The sequence below is a fragment of the Enterobacter cloacae complex sp. IR5422 genome, from assembly GCF_049238165.1.
In the GTDB taxonomy this organism is placed as follows: Bacteria; Pseudomonadota; Gammaproteobacteria; order Enterobacterales; family Enterobacteriaceae; genus Enterobacter; species Enterobacter roggenkampii.
In genome coordinates this window covers 1-18,936 of sequence record NZ_JBMKHT010000009.1, presented here as the reverse complement: position 1 = coordinate 18,936, position 18,936 = coordinate 1, and the positions used below count along the sequence as shown (strand labels likewise).

15 protein-coding genes are annotated in these 18,936 nt (G+C 57.9%); 4 read left to right on the top strand and 11 right to left on the bottom strand.

Going from position 1 to position 18,936, the window contains the following annotated elements:
- Positions 1-51 precede the first annotated feature (51 nt).
- Complete coding sequence (gene acs, locus ACOTXT_RS06590; RefSeq protein ID WP_008503397.1) at positions 52-2,010, bottom strand: acetate--CoA ligase; 1,959 nt, start codon at positions 2,008-2,010, stop codon at positions 52-54.
- Positions 2,011-2,433: 423 nt separating this feature from the next.
- Between acs and gltP the strand changes: the two genes are divergently transcribed.
- Positions 2,434-3,747 (top strand): glutamate/aspartate:proton symporter GltP, encoded by a 1,314-nt coding sequence (gene gltP / locus ACOTXT_RS06585; protein ID WP_008503398.1) that lies wholly within the window; start codon positions 2,434-2,436, stop codon positions 3,745-3,747.
- 83 nt (positions 3,748-3,830) lie between these two features.
- Here the strand turns inward: gltP and ACOTXT_RS06580 are convergent, their stop codons facing one another.
- The 3 genes from ACOTXT_RS06580 to fdhF all read right to left on the bottom strand — a co-directional run bounded on the left by ACOTXT_RS06580 (position 3,831) and on the right by fdhF (position 7,248).
- On the bottom strand, positions 3,831-4,505 hold the full coding sequence (locus ACOTXT_RS06580) for a tetratricopeptide repeat protein (protein WP_055322339.1): 675 nt from the start codon (positions 4,503-4,505) through the stop codon (positions 3,831-3,833).
- Positions 4,506-4,626: 121 nt separating this feature from the next.
- Positions 4,627-4,779, bottom strand: a complete 153-nt coding sequence (locus ACOTXT_RS06575) for a Hok/Gef family protein (protein ID WP_032650616.1) — start codon at positions 4,777-4,779, stop codon at positions 4,627-4,629.
- A 321-nt stretch (positions 4,780-5,100) separates the two neighbouring features.
- Positions 5,101-7,248, bottom strand: coding sequence for a formate dehydrogenase subunit alpha (fdhF, locus tag ACOTXT_RS06570; protein WP_084831941.1), 2,148 nt, complete (start codon positions 7,246-7,248; stop codon positions 5,101-5,103).
- A 256-nt stretch (positions 7,249-7,504) separates the two neighbouring features.
- Between fdhF and ACOTXT_RS06565 the strand changes: the two genes are divergently transcribed.
- Positions 7,505-8,236, top strand: coding sequence for a response regulator (locus tag ACOTXT_RS06565; protein ID WP_023293508.1), 732 nt, complete (start codon positions 7,505-7,507; stop codon positions 8,234-8,236).
- A 3-nt stretch (positions 8,237-8,239) separates the two neighbouring features.
- Here ACOTXT_RS06565 and lpxO read toward each other — a convergent pair whose 3' ends face one another.
- The 7 genes from lpxO to ACOTXT_RS06530 form a co-directional block, all read right to left on the bottom strand.
- Positions 8,240-9,148: a lipid A hydroxylase LpxO gene (gene lpxO / locus ACOTXT_RS06560; RefSeq protein WP_021242939.1), complete on the bottom strand. Its 909-nt coding sequence runs from the start codon at positions 9,146-9,148 to the stop codon at positions 8,240-8,242.
- Positions 9,149-9,291: 143 nt separating this feature from the next.
- The gene (locus ACOTXT_RS06555) at positions 9,292-10,299 is read right to left on the bottom strand and encodes a carbohydrate kinase family protein (protein ID WP_023293506.1); all 1,008 of its coding nucleotides are present in this window, start codon (positions 10,297-10,299) and stop codon (positions 9,292-9,294) included.
- Positions 10,296-11,156 carry a ketose 1,6-bisphosphate aldolase gene (locus tag ACOTXT_RS06550; RefSeq protein WP_055322259.1) on the bottom strand — a complete coding sequence of 287 codons (861 nt, stop codon included), beginning with the start codon at positions 11,154-11,156 and terminating at the stop codon, positions 10,296-10,298. Before ACOTXT_RS06550 ends, ACOTXT_RS06555 begins: the two co-directional genes overlap by 4 nt.
- 10 nt (positions 11,157-11,166) lie before the next feature.
- Complete coding sequence (locus tag ACOTXT_RS06545; protein WP_023293504.1) at positions 11,167-11,853, bottom strand: D-lyxose/D-mannose family sugar isomerase; 687 nt, start codon at positions 11,851-11,853, stop codon at positions 11,167-11,169.
- 49 nt (positions 11,854-11,902) lie between these two features.
- A complete protein-coding gene (locus tag ACOTXT_RS06540) occupies positions 11,903-12,844 on the bottom strand; it encodes an ABC transporter substrate-binding protein (protein WP_055322260.1) in 942 nt (313 codons plus the stop codon).
- A gap of 30 nt (positions 12,845-12,874) precedes the next feature.
- On the bottom strand, positions 12,875-13,870 hold the full coding sequence (locus tag ACOTXT_RS06535; protein WP_008500046.1) for an ABC transporter permease subunit: 996 nt from the start codon (positions 13,868-13,870) through the stop codon (positions 12,875-12,877).
- Entirely contained in the window at positions 13,867-15,387 is a 1,521-nt protein-coding gene (locus tag ACOTXT_RS06530; RefSeq protein WP_021242933.1) for a sugar ABC transporter ATP-binding protein, read from the bottom strand. The genes ACOTXT_RS06535 and ACOTXT_RS06530 overlap by 4 nt, the downstream gene beginning before the upstream one ends.
- A gap of 181 nt (positions 15,388-15,568) precedes the next feature.
- On the opposite strand from ACOTXT_RS06530, the gene ACOTXT_RS06525 reads away from it, so the two are divergent.
- Both ACOTXT_RS06525 and ACOTXT_RS06520 read left to right on the top strand, forming a co-directional pair.
- Entirely contained in the window at positions 15,569-17,848 is a 2,280-nt protein-coding gene (locus tag ACOTXT_RS06525) for an ATP-binding protein (RefSeq protein WP_055322261.1), read from the top strand.
- A 105-nt stretch (positions 17,849-17,953) separates the two neighbouring features.
- A partial coding sequence (locus ACOTXT_RS06520; protein ID WP_421625294.1) for a type VI secretion system Vgr family protein occupies positions 17,954-18,936 on the top strand: 983 nt, incomplete at its 3' end.

Here is an 18,936-nt window from a genome sequence, read left to right as displayed (position 1 = left end):
TTTTATCCCCTCTCCCCTATGGGGAGAGGGTGAGGGGAGAGGGAGAAAACACTAGGAAGGCATTGCGATGGCCTGCTTCTCTTCGAGCAGTTTTTCCACCACGCCAGGATCCGCGAGCGTTGAGGTATCACCGAGGTTGCTGGTGTCCCCTGCCGCGATTTTGCGCAAGATACGGCGCATGATTTTGCCGGAGCGGGTTTTCGGCAGCGAGTCGGTCCAGTGCAGCACGTCCGGCGTCGCCAGCGGGCCAATCTCTTTACGCACCCAGTTGCGCACCTCAGCATAGAGCTCTGGCGACGGCTCTTCCCCGTGGTTCAGGGTGACGTACGCGTAAATTGCCTGGCCCTTGATGTTGTGCGGAATGCCGACAACGGCGGCTTCGGCAATCTTCGGATGCGACACCAGCGCCGATTCAATCTCCGCGGTGCCCAGACGGTGGCCGGAGACGTTCAGCACGTCGTCCACGCGTCCGGTGATCCAGTAATAGCCATCTTCATCACGACGCGCGCCGTCGCCGCTGAAGTACATGTTTTTAAAGGTCGAGAAGTAGGTCTGCTCGAAGCGATCGTGATCGCCGAACAGGGTACGCGCCTGACCCGGCCACGAGTCCGTGATCACCAGGTTGCCTTCGGTGGCCCCTTCCAGCGGGTTGCCTTCGTTATCCACCAGCGCAGGCTGTACGCCGAAGAACGGACGCGTTGCCGAGCCCGCTTTCAGCTGCGTGGCGCCCGGCATCGGGGTGATCATAAAGCCGCCGGTTTCGGTCTGCCACCAGGTGTCCATGACCGGGCATTTCTCGTTGCCGATTTTCTTCCAGTACCACTCCCAGGCTTCCGGGTTAATGGGCTCACCCACGGAACCGAGGATGCGCAATGAAGAGCGGTCGGTGCCTTCGATGGCTTTGTCGCCTTCCGCCATTAAGGCGCGGATGGCCGTTGGTGCGGTGTAGAGAATGTTGACCTGGTGTTTGTCGACCACCTGGCACATACGCGCCGGGGTCGGCCAGTTCGGCACGCCTTCAAACATCAGCGTGGTGGCGCCACAGGCCAGCGGGCCGTACAGCAGGTAGCTGTGTCCGGTGACCCAGCCCACGTCGGCGGTACACCAGTAGATGTCGCCCGGGTGGTAGTCGAAGACGTATTTGAAGGTAGTGGCCGCGTAGACCAGATAACCGCCGGTGGTGTGCAGCACGCCTTTCGGTTTGCCGGTTGAGCCAGAGGTGTAAAGAATGAAGAGCGGATCTTCCGCGTTCATCTCTTCCGGCTGATGCTGGTCGCTCGCCTTTTCAATCAGGTCGCTCCACCACAGGTCGCGCCCCTCGTGCCAGTCGATTTTGCCGCCGGTACGCTTAAGGACGATGACGTTGCTGACCGTGTTGACGTTCGGGTTTTTCAGCGCTTCGTCGACGTTTTTCTTCAGGGGGATACTGCGTCCTGCGCGCACGCCTTCATCGGCGGTGATCACCAGTTTTGAGCTTGAATCGACAATACGACCCGCAACCGCCTCTGGCGAGAACCCACCGAAAATAACGGAATGAATCGCGCCGATACGCGCACAGGCCAGCATGGCCACCGCCGCTTCCGGCACCATCGGCATATAGATAGCGACCACGTCGCCTTTTTTAATGCCTTTATCCAGCAGGACGTTGGCAAAGCGGCACACGTCGCGGTGCAGTTCTTTATAGGTAATGTGTTTGCTCTGCGAGGCATCATCGCCTTCCCAGATAATCGCCGTCTCGTTCCCGCGCGCGGCAAGGTGACGGTCCAGACAGTTTGCCGCCAGGTTCAGCGTGCCATCTTCATACCATTTAATGGAGACGTTACCGGGCGCAAAGGAGGTGTTCTTTACCTTCTGATAAGGTTTGATCCAGTCAAGGATATGGCCCTGCTCACCCCAGAAGGTGTCCGGGGCGGTAATAGATTGCTGATATTTCTCGTGGTACTGCTCCGGGTTGATCAGGCAACGGTCCGCAATGTTTGCGGGAATGTCATGTTTGTGTATTTGGCTCATGGCTTTTTTTCTCCTTGTAAGATGTTAATAATATGTCGCAAAAACGTTAATAGTAGGGGCTTTACAAGCTTTGTTTATTATTTGGGCGACAGATCACGCATTGTTTGAACAGGTTGAAAAATGAGCGAATGAAACTTTGAAGGAAAATAATTTATGCTGACGATTATTCACATTTATGTTTAAAAAAGGTTTTTTATAACAAAAGGTTATTTATTAGAATCAGGAGAAACTCCCGTCACAGACGCTTTTACGAGTGAAATGCGTCGTTCTTTAAGGCTTGCGCAACAGGCCGCGCAAATGATACTCATACGCCGCGTTAAAAAATCCCATAAATCGACGCAACACAATTCATACCCTTTCAGTATGTCCCCATATTCATGCAGTTTGAGTGAATAAGGCGCTTCATTGAGGAAGTCAGTTTCTATGAAAAACGTTAAAGTCAGCCTGGCCTGGCAGATCTTAATCGCCCTTGTGCTGGGCATCCTGCTGGGCAGTTACCTCCACTATCACAGCGACAGCCGCGACTGGCTGATTGCGAACCTGCTTTCACCGGCAGGGGATATCTTTATTCACCTGATCAAGATGATCGTAGTACCGATTGTGATCTCGACGCTGGTGGTGGGTATTGCAGGCGTCGGCGATGCGAAGCAGTTAGGCCGTATTGGTGCGAAAACCATTATCTATTTCGAAGTGATCACTACGGTTGCGATCATTCTCGGTATTACCCTGGCGAACGTGTTCCAGCCGGGTTCCGGGATTGATATGTCGCAGCTGGCGACGGTGGATATTTCGAAATACCAAAGTACGACCGCTGACGTGCAAAGCCATGCACACGGCCTGATGGGCACGATCCTTTCTCTGGTACCGACCAACATCGTGGCGTCGATGGCGAAGGGCGAGATGCTGCCTATTATCTTCTTCTCGGTCCTGTTTGGTCTGGGGCTCTCTTCACTGCCCGCGACGCACCGCGAACCGCTGGTGACCGTGTTCCGCTCGATCTCCGAAACCATGTTTAAAGTGACCCACATGGTGATGCGTTACGCGCCGGTAGGGGTGTTTGCGCTTATCGCCGTCACCGTGGCGAACTTCGGTTTTGCCTCCCTCTGGCCGCTGGCGAAGCTGGTGCTCCTGGTGCACTTTGCCATCCTGTTCTTTGCGCTGGTGGTGCTGGGAATTGTGGCGCGTCTGTGTGGGCTGAGCATCTGGATCCTGATTCGTATCCTGAAAGATGAGCTGATTCTGGCCTACTCCACGGCAAGCTCTGAGAGCGTGCTGCCGCGTATTATTGAGAAGATGGAAGCCTACGGTGCGCCAGCGTCGATCACCAGCTTCGTGGTGCCGACCGGTTACTCCTTTAACCTGGATGGTTCCACGCTCTACCAGAGTATCGCCGCTATCTTTATTGCGCAGCTGTATGGCATTGACCTGTCGCTGTGGCAGGAGATCGTCCTGGTGCTGACCCTGATGGTGACGTCTAAAGGTATCGCAGGCGTACCGGGCGTTTCGTTCGTGGTACTGCTGGCGACGCTGGGCAGCGTAGGCATTCCGCTGGAAGGCCTGGCCTTTATCGCCGGTGTGGACCGTATCCTCGACATGGCGCGTACGGCGCTGAACGTGGTGGGTAATGCACTGGCGGTGCTGGTTATCGCCAAGTGGGAACACAAATTCGATCGTAAAAAGGCGCTGGCGTATGAACGCGAGGTGCTGGGTCGTTTTGATAAGACGGCTGACCAGTGATGTAAAAAGCCGGGTGGCGGCTTCGCCTTACCCGGCCTACACAAGCCGTAGGCCCGGTAAGCGCAGCGCCACCGGGCAATGGTTTACTCCCCGCTCAACGCATCAAACTCTTCGCACCCCGTATCAAACCCTTCAGTACAGCTCAGGTTCAACCAGTACAGCGCTTTCTGCTTATTTGGCGTGATAAAGCCTTTCTCACCCTGCCTGAACAACATCCCAGCCCAGTACTCGGCGTAGCCGGTACGCGAAAGGGCTGAACTCCGCTTGAACCAAGAGGCGGCCTGCACGTCATCCTGCGCTACCTCGACGCCGTTGGCATAAATCAGCCCCAGCAGCAGCTGTGCATCGACCGCAGAGTCGCTGTCGATATCTTCGGTTGCCGTGTGCAGCAGTCTGATGGCCTGGGGATAGTCAGTTTTCCCCGCCTGAGTATTCACCAGAATGCGCGCCAGCATGATCGCGCCGCGTTTGCTGCCAGCAATGTTTGCCTGCTGTGCCAGGGCTTTGGCCTGTGTGTAATTGCCCTGCGTAAAGAGGATTTGCGAGAGCAACCCCATGGCGTCGACATCGCCGCCTTTCGCGGCTTTCTCGGCCCACAGCGCGGCCTGCTTGCTGTCGCCGGAGCTGAAGTACGTATCGGCAAGATAATACTGGGCACGCGCATCACCGGCTTCCGCCTGTTTCCGATACTGGCTGCCTATCTCATCCGCGCGGGCGAAGGACGTTAAAAATACTAACAACAGAAAAATGGCTTTCATGGATTCTTATCATCTGGGTACACGCCGCGCAGTATAATCGCGGGCGCAAAAGAAAAAAATGGGTGCATTAAGACCTCAGCATCCTACAAGCCGGGCGGAACCGTTGTTCCGCCCGTAGAGGTTAGCCTGGGTTGCAGGCTAATTTAGCCGCCACCTCCTGATGCTCACTCTTTATTGAAAACTCGCAGAGCCTGCCGCGAGTAATAAAGGTAAAGATCACTATCGTCAGGCAAATAATAAAGACGATGCCTAACGCAGTTTTTAATGGCGTCATGCCTTTTACTCCTTGTCAAAAAAAGAATAACAGGCTACTCTCAACTTGTTGGAGTTGAGGGAGTAGCCTCGGGTAAATGAAAATTTCCCGGGGCTTTCTACTTTCTGTCCCTCAACAATGCTCAAGACAGAAAGTCTTAAGCACCCGCCGAATATCTTATCCCTCTGAATTAAAATGCAAAGATGTAATTCTTTTTCGCGAAAATTACATTATTTCTGCGAGTCGTTTTCCAGAATATTAATTGATATTATTGATGGGTTACTCGGAAATAAAAAGGGAGTGAATATTTCACTCCCTTTATTCAACGATAAATTAACGGCTTCAACCCATTGCGCTTTCGCGCAGTCGGGCTTTCAGCTTGTTATATTCGTCGATCACGTACTGTTCTGCCGCATGCTGATCCGCAATCGGCTCAACGTTAACGGCGCAGTATTTATACTCCGGCGTTTTGGTTATCGGGCTTAAGTTCTCTGTTACCAGCTCGTTGCAGGCACCAATCCACCACTGGTAGGTCATATAGACCGCCCCTTTGTTTGGACGATCGCTGACCTGCGCACGGGTGATAATCCGCCCTTTGCGCGAGTTCACCCACACCAGCGCTTCATCCTCAATACCGAGCCGTTCCGCATCGGCGGTGTTGATTTGCGCATAGCCGGGCTCGTCCGCCAGCGCGGCCAGCGCGGCGCAGTTTCCGGTCATCGAGCGGCAGGAGTAGTGGCCCACTTCGCGTACGGTGGAGAGCACCATCGGATACTCATCGGTGAGTTTATCGATCGGCGCGACCCAGTCGCAGGTGAAGAACTGCGCCAGCCCGTTCGGGGTGTCGAATTTCTCCTTAAAGAGATAGGACGTCCCCTGATCGGCCTCTGACTCGTCCCGGCACGGCCACTGGATGTAGCCCAGCTCGCCCATTTTTTCATAGGTGGCGCCGTAGAAGTCCGGACACAGGCTGCGCAACTCATCCCAGATCTCCTGGGTGTTGTTGTAGTGCATCGGGTAGCCCATGCGGGTGGCGATTTCACTGATGATCTGCCAGTCCGTTTTCAGATCCCACTTCGGCTCGACCGCCTTGAAGAAGCGCTGGAAGCCGCGGTCGGCCGCCGTGTAGACGCCTTCATGCTCGCCCCAGGAGGTCGACGGTAAAATGACATCCGCCGCCGCCGCGGTTTTGGTCATGAAGATATCCTGGACAATCACCAGCTCCAGATCCTCAAACCCTTTACGCACTGCAGAAAGCTCGGCGTCGGTCTGAAGCGGATCTTCACCCATGATATAGGCCGCACGCACTTCGCCATGCGCCGCGCGGTGCGGCAGCTCGCTGATGCGATACCCGGTGTGTTCCGGCAGGCTTTCCACGCCCCACGCCTTCGCGAACTTGGCGCGGTTTTCCGGGAACTTCACGTACTGGTAGCCCGGATACGTGTCCGGCAGCGCGCCCATATCGCAGGCGCCCTGCACGTTATTCTGACCGCGCACCGGGTTCACGCCAACGTGGGCTTTACCCAGATTACCGGTCAGCATCGCGAGGCTGGTGAGCGAGCGCACGGTTTCCACGCCCTGGTAGAACTGGGTCACGCCCATGCCCCAGAGAATGGCGGCGGTTTTTGCCCCGGCATACATTCTGGCCGCCTGACGAATCTCCTGTGCGCTAACGCCGGTTATCGCTTCGACGGATTCAGGCGTATAGCCCTCGACTATTTTCTTATACTCTTCAAAGCCTTCTGTACGGGTCGCGACAAACGCCTGGTCGTACAGGTTCTCCTCAATAATGACGTGCCCCATTGCGTTCAACAGCGCGATGTTTGAGCCGTTTTTCAATGCAATGTGCATATCCGCAATGCGCGCGGTTTCAATTTTGCGCGGATCGCAGACGATGATTTTCGCCCCATTCTGTTTAGCGCGAATAACGTGGTTCGCGACGATAGGGTGAGAATCCGCCGGGTTATAACCAAAGATGAAGACGAGATCGGTATTATCTATCTCGTTGATGGCATTACTCATTGCGCCGTTACCGACCGACTGGTGCAGACCTGCAACCGATGGGCCGTGTCAGACGCGAGCGCAGCAGTCGACGTTATTGGTACCAATAACGGCGCGCGCGAATTTTTGCATCACATAGTTGGTTTCATTTCCCGTCCCGCGGGAAGAGCCGGTGGTCTGGATGGCATCCGGGCCATACTTGGCCTTAATGGCACTCAGGCGCGTGGCGACATAATCCAGCGCCTCGTTCCAGGAGACGGCTTCCAGCTTGCCGCCGCGCTCGCGGCGGATCATAGGGGTTTTCAGGCGCGGGGTAAGAATTTGGGTATCGTTAATAAAATCCCAGCCGTAGTACCCTTTCAGGCACAGCGTGCCCTGGTTGGTTTTCCCCTGTGCGGCCTCCGCCCGGACGATTTTGCCGTTATCGACCACCAGGTGGATCTTGCAACCTGAGGCACAATAAGGGCAAACCGTGACGACTTTTTTCATCAGTCTGCTCCAGTTAATCGAATCGTTCGCACCCACTATGCAGCTTCTATGCCATGTTTTTTGTATGGGTATCCCCTGACTTTACGGCCCATCCGGGGTGAAAACCCTGACAAAAAGCAGTCAATCGTCAAAATTGACGTGTCGACAGGGCGGCGGATGTGACATGGGTTGAATTTCCGTCACTGAAAAAACCATTTGACTGGAGCCAACGGCAGAATAGTTCAGACTTAACATAATTCCCTGACGGAAGCATACGATGAAACCGGCGATTCTGGTGGTTGATGACGATACGGCAGTCTGCGAACTGCTTCAGGACGTGCTGAGCGAGCACGTCTTTAGCGTGCTTGTCTGCCATAACGGCCAGGATGCGCTGCGCCAGGTGCAGCAGGAGCCGAATATCGCGCTTGTGCTGCTGGATATGATGCTGCCGGATATCAACGGCCTGCAGGTTCTGCTGCAGCTGCAAAAGCAGCGTCCGGCGCTACCGGTTGTGATGTTAACCGGCCTGGGCAGTGAGTCAGACGTGGTGGTGGGGCTGGAGATGGGGGCCGACGATTATATTGGCAAACCGTTCAACCCGCGCGTGGTGGTCGCCCGGGTGAAAGCGGTGTTGCGCCGAACGGGCGCGCTGGCGGCAGAAGCCTCCGCAGCGCCCGTCGCGGGCATTGCGTTTAACGGATGGACGCTTGATACCACCCGCTGTGAGCTGATTGATCCGCAGCGTAATACCGTGCCCTTAACCCAGGGCGAGTACGGCCTGCTGCTGGCGCTCACGCAAAATGCCCGCCGGGTGCTGAGCCGCGATCGGCTGCTTGAGCTGACCCACAGCGAAAGTGCCGACGTGTTCGACCGCACGATTGACGTGCTGATCATGCGCCTGCGCCGGAAAATAGAGGCTAACCCGCATCAGCCTGCGCTCATCAAAACCATCCGCGGGTTGGGTTACGTGTTTGCCACTGACGTGAGCCGGCCCGAACAGGCGGCATAAGGCTTACGTTATCGCCGGAACAATGATGGCGGCAAAAATCGCGATGATGCACAAATACTTGAGGGCGTAATAGGCCTTACGGTTCCTTTTTTTCAGACGCTGCCCCCGTTCGCGGCCCGCATGAACGTATTTAAAAATGCGGTTAATGCCGCCGGTGCTGTCATTCTCGTCATTCGGTGACCTGGCCGCAGACATCAGCGTGGTTCCCACCCAATGGTTAACCGCCTGCGCCCAGCGCCATTTCATCGGACGCTCGATATCGCAGAAGAGAATAATGCGCGTTTGATCCGATTTATTTTCTGCCCAGTGGACGTAGGTCTCATCAAAAATAACGGCTTCACCATCCCGCCAGCTGTGGCGCTGCCCGTCGACTTCAATAAAGCAGCGATCGTCATTCGGGGTGAATAAGCCCAGATGGTAACGAACCGAGCCCGCATACGGATCCCGGTGCTTGCCAAGCTTTGCACCCGCCGGCAGCTCGGCAAACATGGCCGCCTTCACCGAGGGGATTTCACTCACCAGCCGGGTCGTCACCGGGCATAAAGACTGCGCGGAGGGATGGGCATCGGCATACCACTTCAGATAAAAACGTTTCCAGCCGCGTTTAAAAAAGGTGTTAAAGCCAGCGTCGTTATTATTTTCCGCTGCCTTAATATGATGCTGCAAACGCAGCGCCTCTTCGCGAATAACCAGCCAGTTTTCCGTCAGCTTATTTAATTCCGGGAAGCGCTCTGTTTCAAAGAAAGGCTGCCTGGCGGGCAGGGAAGAAAACGCCGTCATAAACATATTGATGGGCGCCATAAACGTCGAATGGTCGAAGAGCTGACGGGAAAGCGTCTGTTTTTCTTTGCCGCGGGAATGCGCATAAATAACGCTGATAATGAAAATACCGATGATGATGACTGCGAACATTTTTCCCTTGTCCTCTTTCTATCTCATTTCGGAAAAGCGTGCGGACAGAGTGCTGCCCACGCCGAATATGCCAGATGGAGAGAGTGTAGTTCGGGAATATAAAATTCATAGAACTGTAATGAAAAATCGCAATTATTGTTAAATTAAATGCTCTCGCGAATAAACGCCTGCAGCTCGGCCAGCGTTTTTGCGCCGTCAATCGCATTGGCGGCCAGCAGGCTTGCCCGCGCGCAGGCGTGCGCCAGATAAATACTCTCTGTTAGCGGGAGCGATTCATGGCAGCCGTATAAAAAGCCCGCGCAAAAGGCATCGCCCGCGCCGACGCTGCCAATAATCTCTTCCTGCTCCAGCATCCATGACGGGATCCAGCGACCCTCTTCACCGCGAGCTTCTCCCCATGCGCCTTCCGGACAGTGGATCACCACCCGCTGGCGTACGCCGGCCGCCAGCAACTGCGCCGCGGCGTCCGCGATATGGGCAATGTGCGGGGCGTCGTTTTCGTCACGCATTGTCAGGCCGCTAAACTCACCGGCCTCCAGCTCGTTAATCACCAGATAGTCGAGATGGCGAAGGGCAGGGAGCACCAGCGGCTGATAGCGCGGGTCGCCCTTGCGGGAAACCAGATCGAGCGAGGTTTCATACCCCTGGTCGCGCATCTGCGCCAGCAGCCGCGCGCTGCGGGTGCCGAACTCGTCATCGGGCATATCCAGGCTGTCGAGCAGCAGGAGATAGCCGAGATGGAAGATCTTCATCGATCCGTCTAAGCGATCGAAAGCAGGAAGATCCAGCAGGCGGTTGGCCCCCGGCGAGTGGAAAAAGGTGCGCTGTCCGCTGGGGTCGGTCATCACCTGCGACATGGAGGTTGGCGCAAAGGTGGTGCGCTGTACGCGCTGGCGGTTGACGTGGTACTGGTCGAGCATCGCCAGAATGTAGTCCCCGTCGCCGTCTTCGCCAATCAGCCCCACCGCCTGCAGCGGCAGGCCAACGTGCATTTTTGCCAGCGTCAGCAGGACGTTGAGCGGCGCGCCGCCGGTTGAGCGTTCGCTGTGGGTGATTTCCGCCAGCCAGCCGCGCTCCGGCCACTGCACGATCTGGTGGACGTGGTCCACCAGCATATTGCCTGCGGCGATGATGCCTTTGCGTTCCATCATGCCTGCCCCGCACTGCCGAAGATGCGCATCTGTTCGGCGACCGTATCGGTAATCGCTTCTTCAATGCCGAGCAGCAGTTCGGCAAACTCGTCGTACAGCGGCTGGCGGTTCGCCATGCGCTGCTCCACGGCGGCGAGCGCGGCCTGCGACATGCCGGTATAGAAATTGATTTTATGAATGCCCAGCTCGATGGCGCGGCGGAAGTCGGCATCGCTAATCCCGGAGCCGCCGTGTAAAACCAGCGGCAGCCCCGTCTGCTGACGAATGGCGTCCAGACGCGGGAAATCGAGCTTCGGCTCGCCTTTATACTTGCCGTGTGCGTTGCCGATGGCGACGGCCAGCGCGTCGATGCCGGTTGAATCAACAAATTCGCGCGCCAGCAGCGGATCGGTGAAGAAGGCTTCATCCGCATGTCCGTAAAGGGCGCCCCCTTCATCACCCCCGACCGCGCCCAGCTCTGCCTCCACGGAGACGCCCACCGCATGGCACATCTTCACCACTTCTCGCGTCTGGCGAACATTTTCCTCATAGCTCAGCGTAGAGCCATCGAACATCACGGAGCTAAACCCTAAGCGCAGGGCGCGCACGACGGCGTCATAATGCAGGCCGTGGTCGAGGTTGAGCACCACGGGAATAGCGTGGCGAGCGGCCTCGAACTTCACCGCTTCGACAAGGGAATCCAGCGACACGTACTTAAAATGCACTTCCGCGATGTTGATGATAAACGGCGAGCGTTCCTGCTTTGCGGCGGCGAACAGCGCGCGCAGGAAGTGGGAGTCGAGCACGTTAAACGCGCCCAGCGCATAGCGGTGTTGTCTGGCGTGCGCAAGACCGTCGGCAAGAGAAATCAATGGCATCATTCACCCCTTATATCCGGAACAGGTTGTACTCGTTGCACAGCACCAGCAGTGCCGGTTCGTCTTCTTCGATGTTGTTATAGCGGGCAACCGGCTGCAAAAAGTGGTTGTCGTGTTCATCGTCATTAACCGAGGAGACTTCCCCCACCAGCACGTCGCCGAAGCCGCGTTCGCCCCAGAAACTGTGGTAAAGAGTGGGCGTCAGGCAGATGCTTTCCCCTGGCGTGAGGCGCAGCTGGCTGCCGGGGGCGTGGGTCTGGCGGCAGCCGTCGACGGTGACGGTCACGTCGGTGTTTTCCGTCTCTTCATGCGCTCCGGCATTCCATAACTCAATGATCAGATTCCCGCCGCCCCGGTTGATGATGTCTTCGCGCTTGCGCCAGTGAAAATGCATCGGCGTCACCTGGCCGTCGCGCACGTGCATGATTTTTTCGGCATAGCTTTTTTCATAAGGCACGCCGTTGGGCGAGCCGTTGCGCAGGGTAAACAGCGTCAGGCCCTCAGCGGCAAAGTTGTTGCCGCCGAACGCCGTCACGTCCCAGCCGAGCTTGAGGTCGAACACTTCCTGCCATGCGGCCTGGTCAAGCTGCTGCCATTTCGTTGGCGGAAAGCTGGCAAAAGGCGGGAGATGAACGTCGTGCATGGAGAAAAACTGCCGCGTGTGGCCGAGGATTTCATTGATGTCGGAGCGTTTCATGGGGACTCCTTGAAAACAGTTCCCTCTCCCTGCGGGAGAGGGAAAAGGATCATTTAACCGTCCACCCCTTATACGTGCCGACGTTCTTTTTATCGATCATCGTCACCGGGATCAGCACGGGCGCTTTCGGCGCGGGTTTGCCCTGGAGAATGTCATAGCCGATCTCCACCGCCTTTGCCGCCATGACCTGCGGATCCTGCGCCGGGGTTGCGACAAACAGGGAATTTTCGCGCTTCAGCGCTTCCTCACCGTCCGGCGATCCATCCACGCCAACGATAAAGAACTCATTGCGCTGCGCCTGTTTCGCCGCCAGATCGGCGCCGATCGCGGTCGGATCGTTAATCGCAAACACGCCGTCGATCTTCGGATTGGCCGCCAGCAGGGAGGTCATGACTTCCAGACCGCCTTCACGACTGCCCTTGGCGTTTTGGTTATCCGAGAGCACCTTGATATCAGGATGTTTTTTGAACTCCGTCTGGCACCCTTCTACGCGGTTTTGTACCGCAGAGACCGGCGGTCCGTTGATGATCACCACGTTGCCTTTCCCTTTCAGGCGGTCGGTAATGTACTTACAGGCCATCTCACCCGCCTGGGTGTTATCGGAGGTGATGGTGGCATCAGCCCCTTCCGCCGCCACGTCAACCGCCACGACCACGATCCCGGCGTCCTTCGCGCGCTTCACCGCCGGGCCGATCCCTTTGGAGTCCGCGGCGTTGAGGATGATCATGTCCACTTTCGCGGCAATGAAGTTGTCGATCTGCGCCACCTGCTGGCCCAGATCGTACCCGCTGGAGACCAGCGTCACCTTGACGTTATCGCCCGCCAGTTTGCGCGCTTCCTGCTCGGCACCTTTGGTGATCTGCACGAAGAACGGGTTAGCCAGGTCGCCCACCGTCACGCCAATGGACTTCAGATCTTTCGCCTGCGCAAACGGCGTTGCGGCAAGCAGCGCGCCAGCACAGAGCGCGGTCACTAAGGGTTTCAAACGCATCTTGTCTTCCTCACTCGTAGGGTATTGTTGTTATGCACTTTGATGGTGTCGGGTACGGTATTTGTCGATCAGCACCGCAATGATGATCACCGCCCCTTTGATCACCAGCTGCCAGAAGTAGGAGACGCCCATCAGCGTCATGCCGTTGTTGAGGGTGGCGATGATCAAGGCACCGACCAGCGTGCCGGTGATCGTGCCGATCCCGCCGACGAAGCTGGTGCCGCCGAGGATCACCGCCGCAATTGCATCCAGCTCGTAACCCGTGCCGAGGTTGCCGTTGGCACTGTACAGGCGTGAGGCACTCATGACGCCGCCGAGGCCGGAGAGCAGGCCGCTCATGCCGTAGACAAACAGCAGCACCAGCCAGACCTTAATGCCCGTTAAGCGCGCCGCCTGCATGTTGCCGCCCACGGCGTAGATGTGAACGCCGAGCGTGGTGCGGCGCAGGATGAACCAGCACACCACAATGACCGCCAGGGCGATCGCCACCAGCCAGGGGATCGGGCCGAGGTAGTTATTGCCGATCCACTCGAAGTTGATGTTGGAGTTAATGACCGTCGTGCCGTCGGCCAGCAGATAGGCCGCGCCGCGCAGCGCCGTATAGGTGCCGAGCGTGACGATGAAGGGGGGCAGCCCGGCAAAGGCCACCAGCGCGCCGTTGAACAGGCCCAGCACCATGCCGAGCATCAGCGCGGCCGGAATGGACAGCCCGGCGAATTCGGGAATGAGCGACACCACCATCGCCGCCACCGCCGTGGTGCCGAGAATCGACCCTACGGAGAGGTCAATCCCGCCGGTGAGGATAATAAAGGTCATTCCCGCCGCCAGCACGATGTTGATCGACGCCTGACGGGTGATGTTGAGCAGGTTGCTCTCGGTAAAGAAGTTCGGGGCAATAAAGCCAAATACCGCCACAATCAGGATCAAAATCGGCAAAATGCCGACCGTTTGCATCAGATCGCTCATCAGCATTTTTTTGGCGGAGGCGGATTTCGCCACCTGCTGCGGATGGGTTGGAGTTGTCATGATTGCACCGCCTGATGATGAGTGTCGTTCACGCCGGTTGCCAGCGTCATAATGTTTTCCTGAGAGATGTCACGCCCGTGAAGCTCGCCCGCGATGCTGCCTTCCCGCATCACGTAAACCCGGTCGCTCATGCCCACCACTTCCGGCAGCTCGCTGGAGATCATCAGGATCGCCACGCCTTTGCGCGCCATCTGGTTCATGATGCGGTAGATCTCGCTTTTTGCGCCGACGTCCACGCCGCGCGTGGGTTCGTCCAGAATCAGAATGCGCGGGCCGATGGCGACCCAGCGGGAGATGAGCAGTTTTTGCTGGTTGCCGCCGGAAAGACCGCCTGCGCGCACCTGCGAATGGGGCACGCGGATATTGAGCAGGGCAATGGCGTCATCGGAAATGGACTGGGCTTTTTTGCGGTTCAGCCAGCCGAAGGTGGCGTCGCGCTCCAGCGTCGCCATAGTGATGTTCTCCTGCGCCGCCAGCTCCAGAAACAGCCCCTGCTCCTTGCGGTTCTCGGTGAGAAAACCGATGCCGTTTTCGATGGCCGCGCGCGGGGAGTGGATCACCACCGGCTCGCCGTCGACCTCAATCATGCCGCCCGTGGCTTTACGCACGCCGAAGATAAGCTGTGCCAGCTCGGAACGTCCGGCCCCGACCAGTCCCGCCAGCCCGACGATTTCGCCGGAACGCACCTGCAGGCTGCACGGCTGTACTTTTTTACCGTCGGTGAGGTGGTGGACGTTGAGACGCGGACTGCCGAGGGGAATATCACGCTCCTTGTTGAACAGGTCGCTTAGCGGGCGGCCCACCATCATCTTCACCAGTTCCGACGCGTTCAGCTTGTCGCGCGTCAGGCTCCCGACGTACTGCCCGTCGCGCAGAACGCTGACGCGGTCAGAGAGTTCATAGACCTCCGCCATGCGGTGGCTGATATAGATGATCGCCATCCCTTCATCGCGCAGGCGCAAAATCAGTTCAAACAGGCGATGGGTTTCGCGGGAGGAGAGGGCGGCGGTAGGTTCATCCATCACCAGAATGCGGCTGTTGCGGTGCAGCGCGCGAGCAATTTCCACCTGCTGCTGTTCGGCGATGGTGAGCTTCATCACCAGATCGGTGGCGCTAAACTGCGCGCCGAGGCGGTCAATCACCGCCTGCGCCTGGGCGGCCATCTCCTTGCGCTGGACCAGCCCGCCGCGCGACAGCTCGCTGCCGAGGAAGATATTTTCGGCTACGGTCAAATTGGGCGCGAGCTGCATCTCCTGGTAAATCAGCGTGATGCCTGCGGCCAGCGCATCCTTCGGCCCTTTGATGTGAAACGGCTGGCCGTCGATCAGGATCTCGCCGCCGGTGGCGGTATAGGCGCCCGCAAGGATTTTCATCAGCGTGCTTTTGCCTGCGCCGTTTTCACCCATCAGCGCGTGGATCTCACCGGCAAAGACCGTCAAATCCACACCCTTGAGCGCGTGGAAACTGCCAAACGTTTTGGCAATGCTGCGCATCTCTAATACCGGGGTTCTGCTCATGGCGGATCTCCTGTGAATGCCGATTTCTGCACTTCATCACAGGTGCGTAAATGCAAAATGTCAGAAGCTGTTCATATTTGTCATAGTTATGAATAGCTAATCGCCATCACATTTTCCTTTTCCCTCTCCCTGTGGGAGAGGGCCAGGGTGAGGGCACCAAACCGCAAAGGAGCCCAACCCCATGCCATCACGCCCCCCGTTCTTCGCCAGCGCCCGAGGCCGCCTGCTGATTTTCAATCTGCTGGTGGTCGCCGTGACGCTGATGGTGAGCGGCGTGGCGGTGCTCGGCTTCCGCCACGCCAGCCAAATCCAGGAGCAGGTCCAGCAGCAAACGCTGGACGACATGACCGGCAGCATGAACCTGGCCCGCGACACCGCCAGCGTGGCAACGGCGGCGGTGCGGCTCTCGCAGGTGGTAGGGGCGCTCGAGTATAAAGGTGAAGCCGAGCGCCTGAAGCAGACGCAAATGGCCCTGCGCCACTCGCTGGAGCAGCTTGCGGAGGCGCCGCTGGCGCAGCAGGAGCCGGCGCTGGTGGCGCGTATTATTCAACGAAGCAATGAGCTCCAGCAGAGCGTGACGGAGATGCTGGAGCGCGGACAGCGACGCCATCTGGAGCGTAACGCGCTGCTGAGCTCGCTGTACCAAAGCCAGAGCTACCTGCGCCATCTGCAGGACATCAACCGCCGCTATGGCAGCAATGTTCCGGATGCGCAGCAGCTGATGGAGATGGACCGGCTAATCGCCGCCGCCATCGACACCCCCTCGCCGCGTGCGACCGTTCAGCAGCTGGACGCGGTGGCCGCGATGCTGCCCCGGAGCGCCGCACAGCCGGTCGTGAAGGCGGTTCTGCCTGATTTTAATGCCGAGCTAGGTCAGCTCGCCCCGCTGTCGAAGCAGCTGGAGGAGAGCGATCTGGCGATAAGCTGGTACATGTTCCACATCAAGGCGCTGGTGGCGATCCTCAACAGCGATATTAATCAGTACGTTGAGCAGGTGGCGCAGGCCTCCCGGCTTCGCACCGCCCAGAGCCATCACGAACTGCAATCCATCAGCGTATTTATCACCATTTTCGCCGTGCTGGCGCTGATCATCACCGGGTGTGCCTGCTGGTATATCTACCGCCATCTGGCCTCCAACCTGACGGCCATTTCCCGGGCGATGTCACGCCTTGCGCACGGCGAACAGGATGTTTCCGTTCCCGCGCTGCAGCGGCGTGATGAGCTGGGTGAACTGGCGCGCGCGTTCAACGTTTTTGCCCGCAACACCGCCTCGCTTGAGCACACCACGCGTCTGCTGAAAGAAAAAACCACGCAGATGGAGATCGACCGCATTGAGCGTCAGGGGCTGGAAGAGGCGCTCCTGCACAGCCAGAAAATGAAGGCCGTCGGACAGCTGACGGGCGGGCTGGCGCATGATTTTAATAACCTGCTGGCGGTGATCATCGGCAGCCTTGAGCTGACCGACCCCGAATCAAACGACGCGCCGCGCATTACCCGGGCGCTGAAGGCGGCCGAGCGTGGCGCCTTGCTGACCCAGCGCCTGCTGGCGTTTTCCCGCAAGCAATCCCTGACCCCGCATGCGGTAGAGATGCAGCCGCTGCTGGAGAACCTCCGGGAACTGCTGCGTCACTCCCTCCCTGCCACCCTGACCCTGGAGATCGAAGCGCAATCCCCGGCATGGCCCGCCTGGATAGACGTTAGCCAGCTGGAAAACGCCATCATAAACCTGGTGATGAACGCGCGCGATGCAATGGAAGGGCAAAGCGGGGTGATAAAAATCCGCACCTGGAATCAGCGCGTCACCCGCAGCGACGGGCGCAGGCAGGATATGGTGGCGCTGGAGGTCATTGACCGCGGCTGCGGGATGTCTCAGGAGGTGAAATCCCGCGTCTTTGAGCCGTTCTTCACCACCAAACAGACCGGGAGCGGGAGCGGGTTAGGCCTGTCGATGGTGTACGGCTTTGTGCGCCAGTCCGGCGGCCGCGTGGAGATCGAGAGCGCACCGGGGCAAGGGACGACCGTCCGGCTTCACCTTCCGCGATCGACGCTACCTGTAGTTCCTGAAGATGAAACGCTCTCTGCCACCGCCTCCGTCGATAACGAGCGGCTGGTACTGGTGCTGGAAGATGAAGCCGATGTCCGTCAGACCCTGTGCGAGCAGCTGCACCAGCTTGGCTACCTGACGCTCGAAGCGGAAAACGGCGAGCAGGCGCTGAACATGCTGGCGGCGTCGCCGGATATTGGCATGTTTATCAGCGACCTGATGTTGCCGGGAAGCCTGAGCGGGGCCGAGGTGATTAGCCATGTGCGCAGCCACTATCCGCAGCTTCCGGTGCTGCTGATCAGCGGACAGGATTTACGGCCCTCGCATAATCCTCAGCTGCCGGACGTTCAGCTACTGCGCAAGCCGTTTACGCGGGTGCAGCTGGCGCAGGCGCTGCGGAGAGTGATGGTAATTTGAGATTTGCCCTTTATTTTCAGAATTTGACACGTGTTTCAACCGTTTACAGCGCCGTCTCTCCATGCAACCATTCTGATTTAACCATGCTGATAATAAGGCTTTGTTATGGATAACTGGCTGGCGCTTTTCGACGGACAGACCCGTTATTTTCTGGATATTAATGACAGTCCAGTAAAGCCGGATGTTTTGCGCTTTCGCGGCAGGGAACCCCTGAGTGAGCCGTTCAGATGGGACATTGAGTTCACCACGCCGCAGGCGAACATCCCCCCGGAACAGGTGCTGATGAAATATGCCACCTTCCGGATGCGAAGCGGCAAAAATGTCCACGGCAGGGTGACCCGCCTGGAATGGCTGTCCACATCCAGGGACCAGTCTCACTACCGTCTTACGCTCAGTTCGCGCCTGGCGCTGCTGGGATACACCCGGCAGTGCGCGGTATATCAGAACCAGTCCGTTCCTGAGGTGGTTGAGCAGGTGCTGCGCAGACACGGGCTGGAGGGACCTGATTTTGAATTCAGGCTGGAGCGCACCTACCCGCCGCGTGAAATTATCACCCAGTGGCGGGAGACGGATTTACAGTTTATCCAGCGCATTCTGTCCGAGGTGGGCATTTACTGGCGCACGGAGATGGACGACGTGCGTGGTCTGGATACGTACATATTTGCCGACAGCCAGCTTAACTACCGGTTTGACGTGCGCCTGCCTTACAGCGAGCCATCGGGCCTGTTTGACGGCGCGGCAGAATCGGTCTGGGATGTGCGGACCTGGCACAGGGTTGCCACCGGCACCGTCGCCACGCGGGATTACAACTACCGGACTGCCTCCACGCCGATGGATGCGACGGTCAGCGTGCGTAACGATGCGGTCACCACCGGGGAGCATTACCGCTACGCAGCGCCTTACCGTGACGCAGGTGACGACACCAGCCCGGAGCCGGAAACCGAATCCGGCGCCTTTTATGCCCGCATCTACCACGAGCGGGAACTGAACAAATCAGCCCGCATCCACCTGTTCAGCAATGCTGCCCACCTCACGCCCGGGCAGGTGCTGGAGCCACAGGGCGATGTCATTACGGCCCTGAAAGAGGG

What these genes read in the sequence shown, in the direction of transcription:
- acs (WP_008503397.1), bottom strand. Translation starts at nt 2,010, where the DNA reads ATGAGCCAAATACACAAACATGACATTCCCGCAAACATTGCGGACCGT.
- gltP (WP_008503398.1), top strand. Translation starts at nt 2,434, where the DNA reads ATGAAAAACGTTAAAGTCAGCCTGGCCTGGCAGATCTTAATCGCCCTT.
- ACOTXT_RS06580 (WP_055322339.1), bottom strand. Translation starts at nt 4,505, where the DNA reads ATGAAAGCCATTTTTCTGTTGTTAGTATTTTTAACGTCCTTCGCCCGC.
- ACOTXT_RS06575 (WP_032650616.1), bottom strand. Translation starts at nt 4,779, where the DNA reads ATGACGCCATTAAAAACTGCGTTAGGCATCGTCTTTATTATTTGCCTG.
- ACOTXT_RS06565 (WP_023293508.1), top strand. Translation starts at nt 7,505, where the DNA reads ATGAAACCGGCGATTCTGGTGGTTGATGACGATACGGCAGTCTGCGAA.
- lpxO (WP_021242939.1), bottom strand. Translation starts at nt 9,148, where the DNA reads ATGTTCGCAGTCATCATCATCGGTATTTTCATTATCAGCGTTATTTAT.
- ACOTXT_RS06555 (WP_023293506.1), bottom strand. Translation starts at nt 10,299, where the DNA reads ATGATGGAACGCAAAGGCATCATCGCCGCAGGCAATATGCTGGTGGAC.
- ACOTXT_RS06550 (WP_055322259.1), bottom strand. Translation starts at nt 11,156, where the DNA reads ATGCCATTGATTTCTCTTGCCGACGGTCTTGCGCACGCCAGACAACAC.
- ACOTXT_RS06545 (WP_023293504.1), bottom strand. Translation starts at nt 11,853, where the DNA reads ATGAAACGCTCCGACATCAATGAAATCCTCGGCCACACGCGGCAGTTT.
- ACOTXT_RS06540 (WP_055322260.1), bottom strand. Translation starts at nt 12,844, where the DNA reads ATGCGTTTGAAACCCTTAGTGACCGCGCTCTGTGCTGGCGCGCTGCTT.
- ACOTXT_RS06535 (WP_008500046.1), bottom strand. Translation starts at nt 13,870, where the DNA reads ATGACAACTCCAACCCATCCGCAGCAGGTGGCGAAATCCGCCTCCGCC.
- ACOTXT_RS06530 (WP_021242933.1), bottom strand. Translation starts at nt 15,387, where the DNA reads ATGAGCAGAACCCCGGTATTAGAGATGCGCAGCATTGCCAAAACGTTT.
- ACOTXT_RS06525 (WP_055322261.1), top strand. Translation starts at nt 15,569, where the DNA reads ATGCCATCACGCCCCCCGTTCTTCGCCAGCGCCCGAGGCCGCCTGCTG.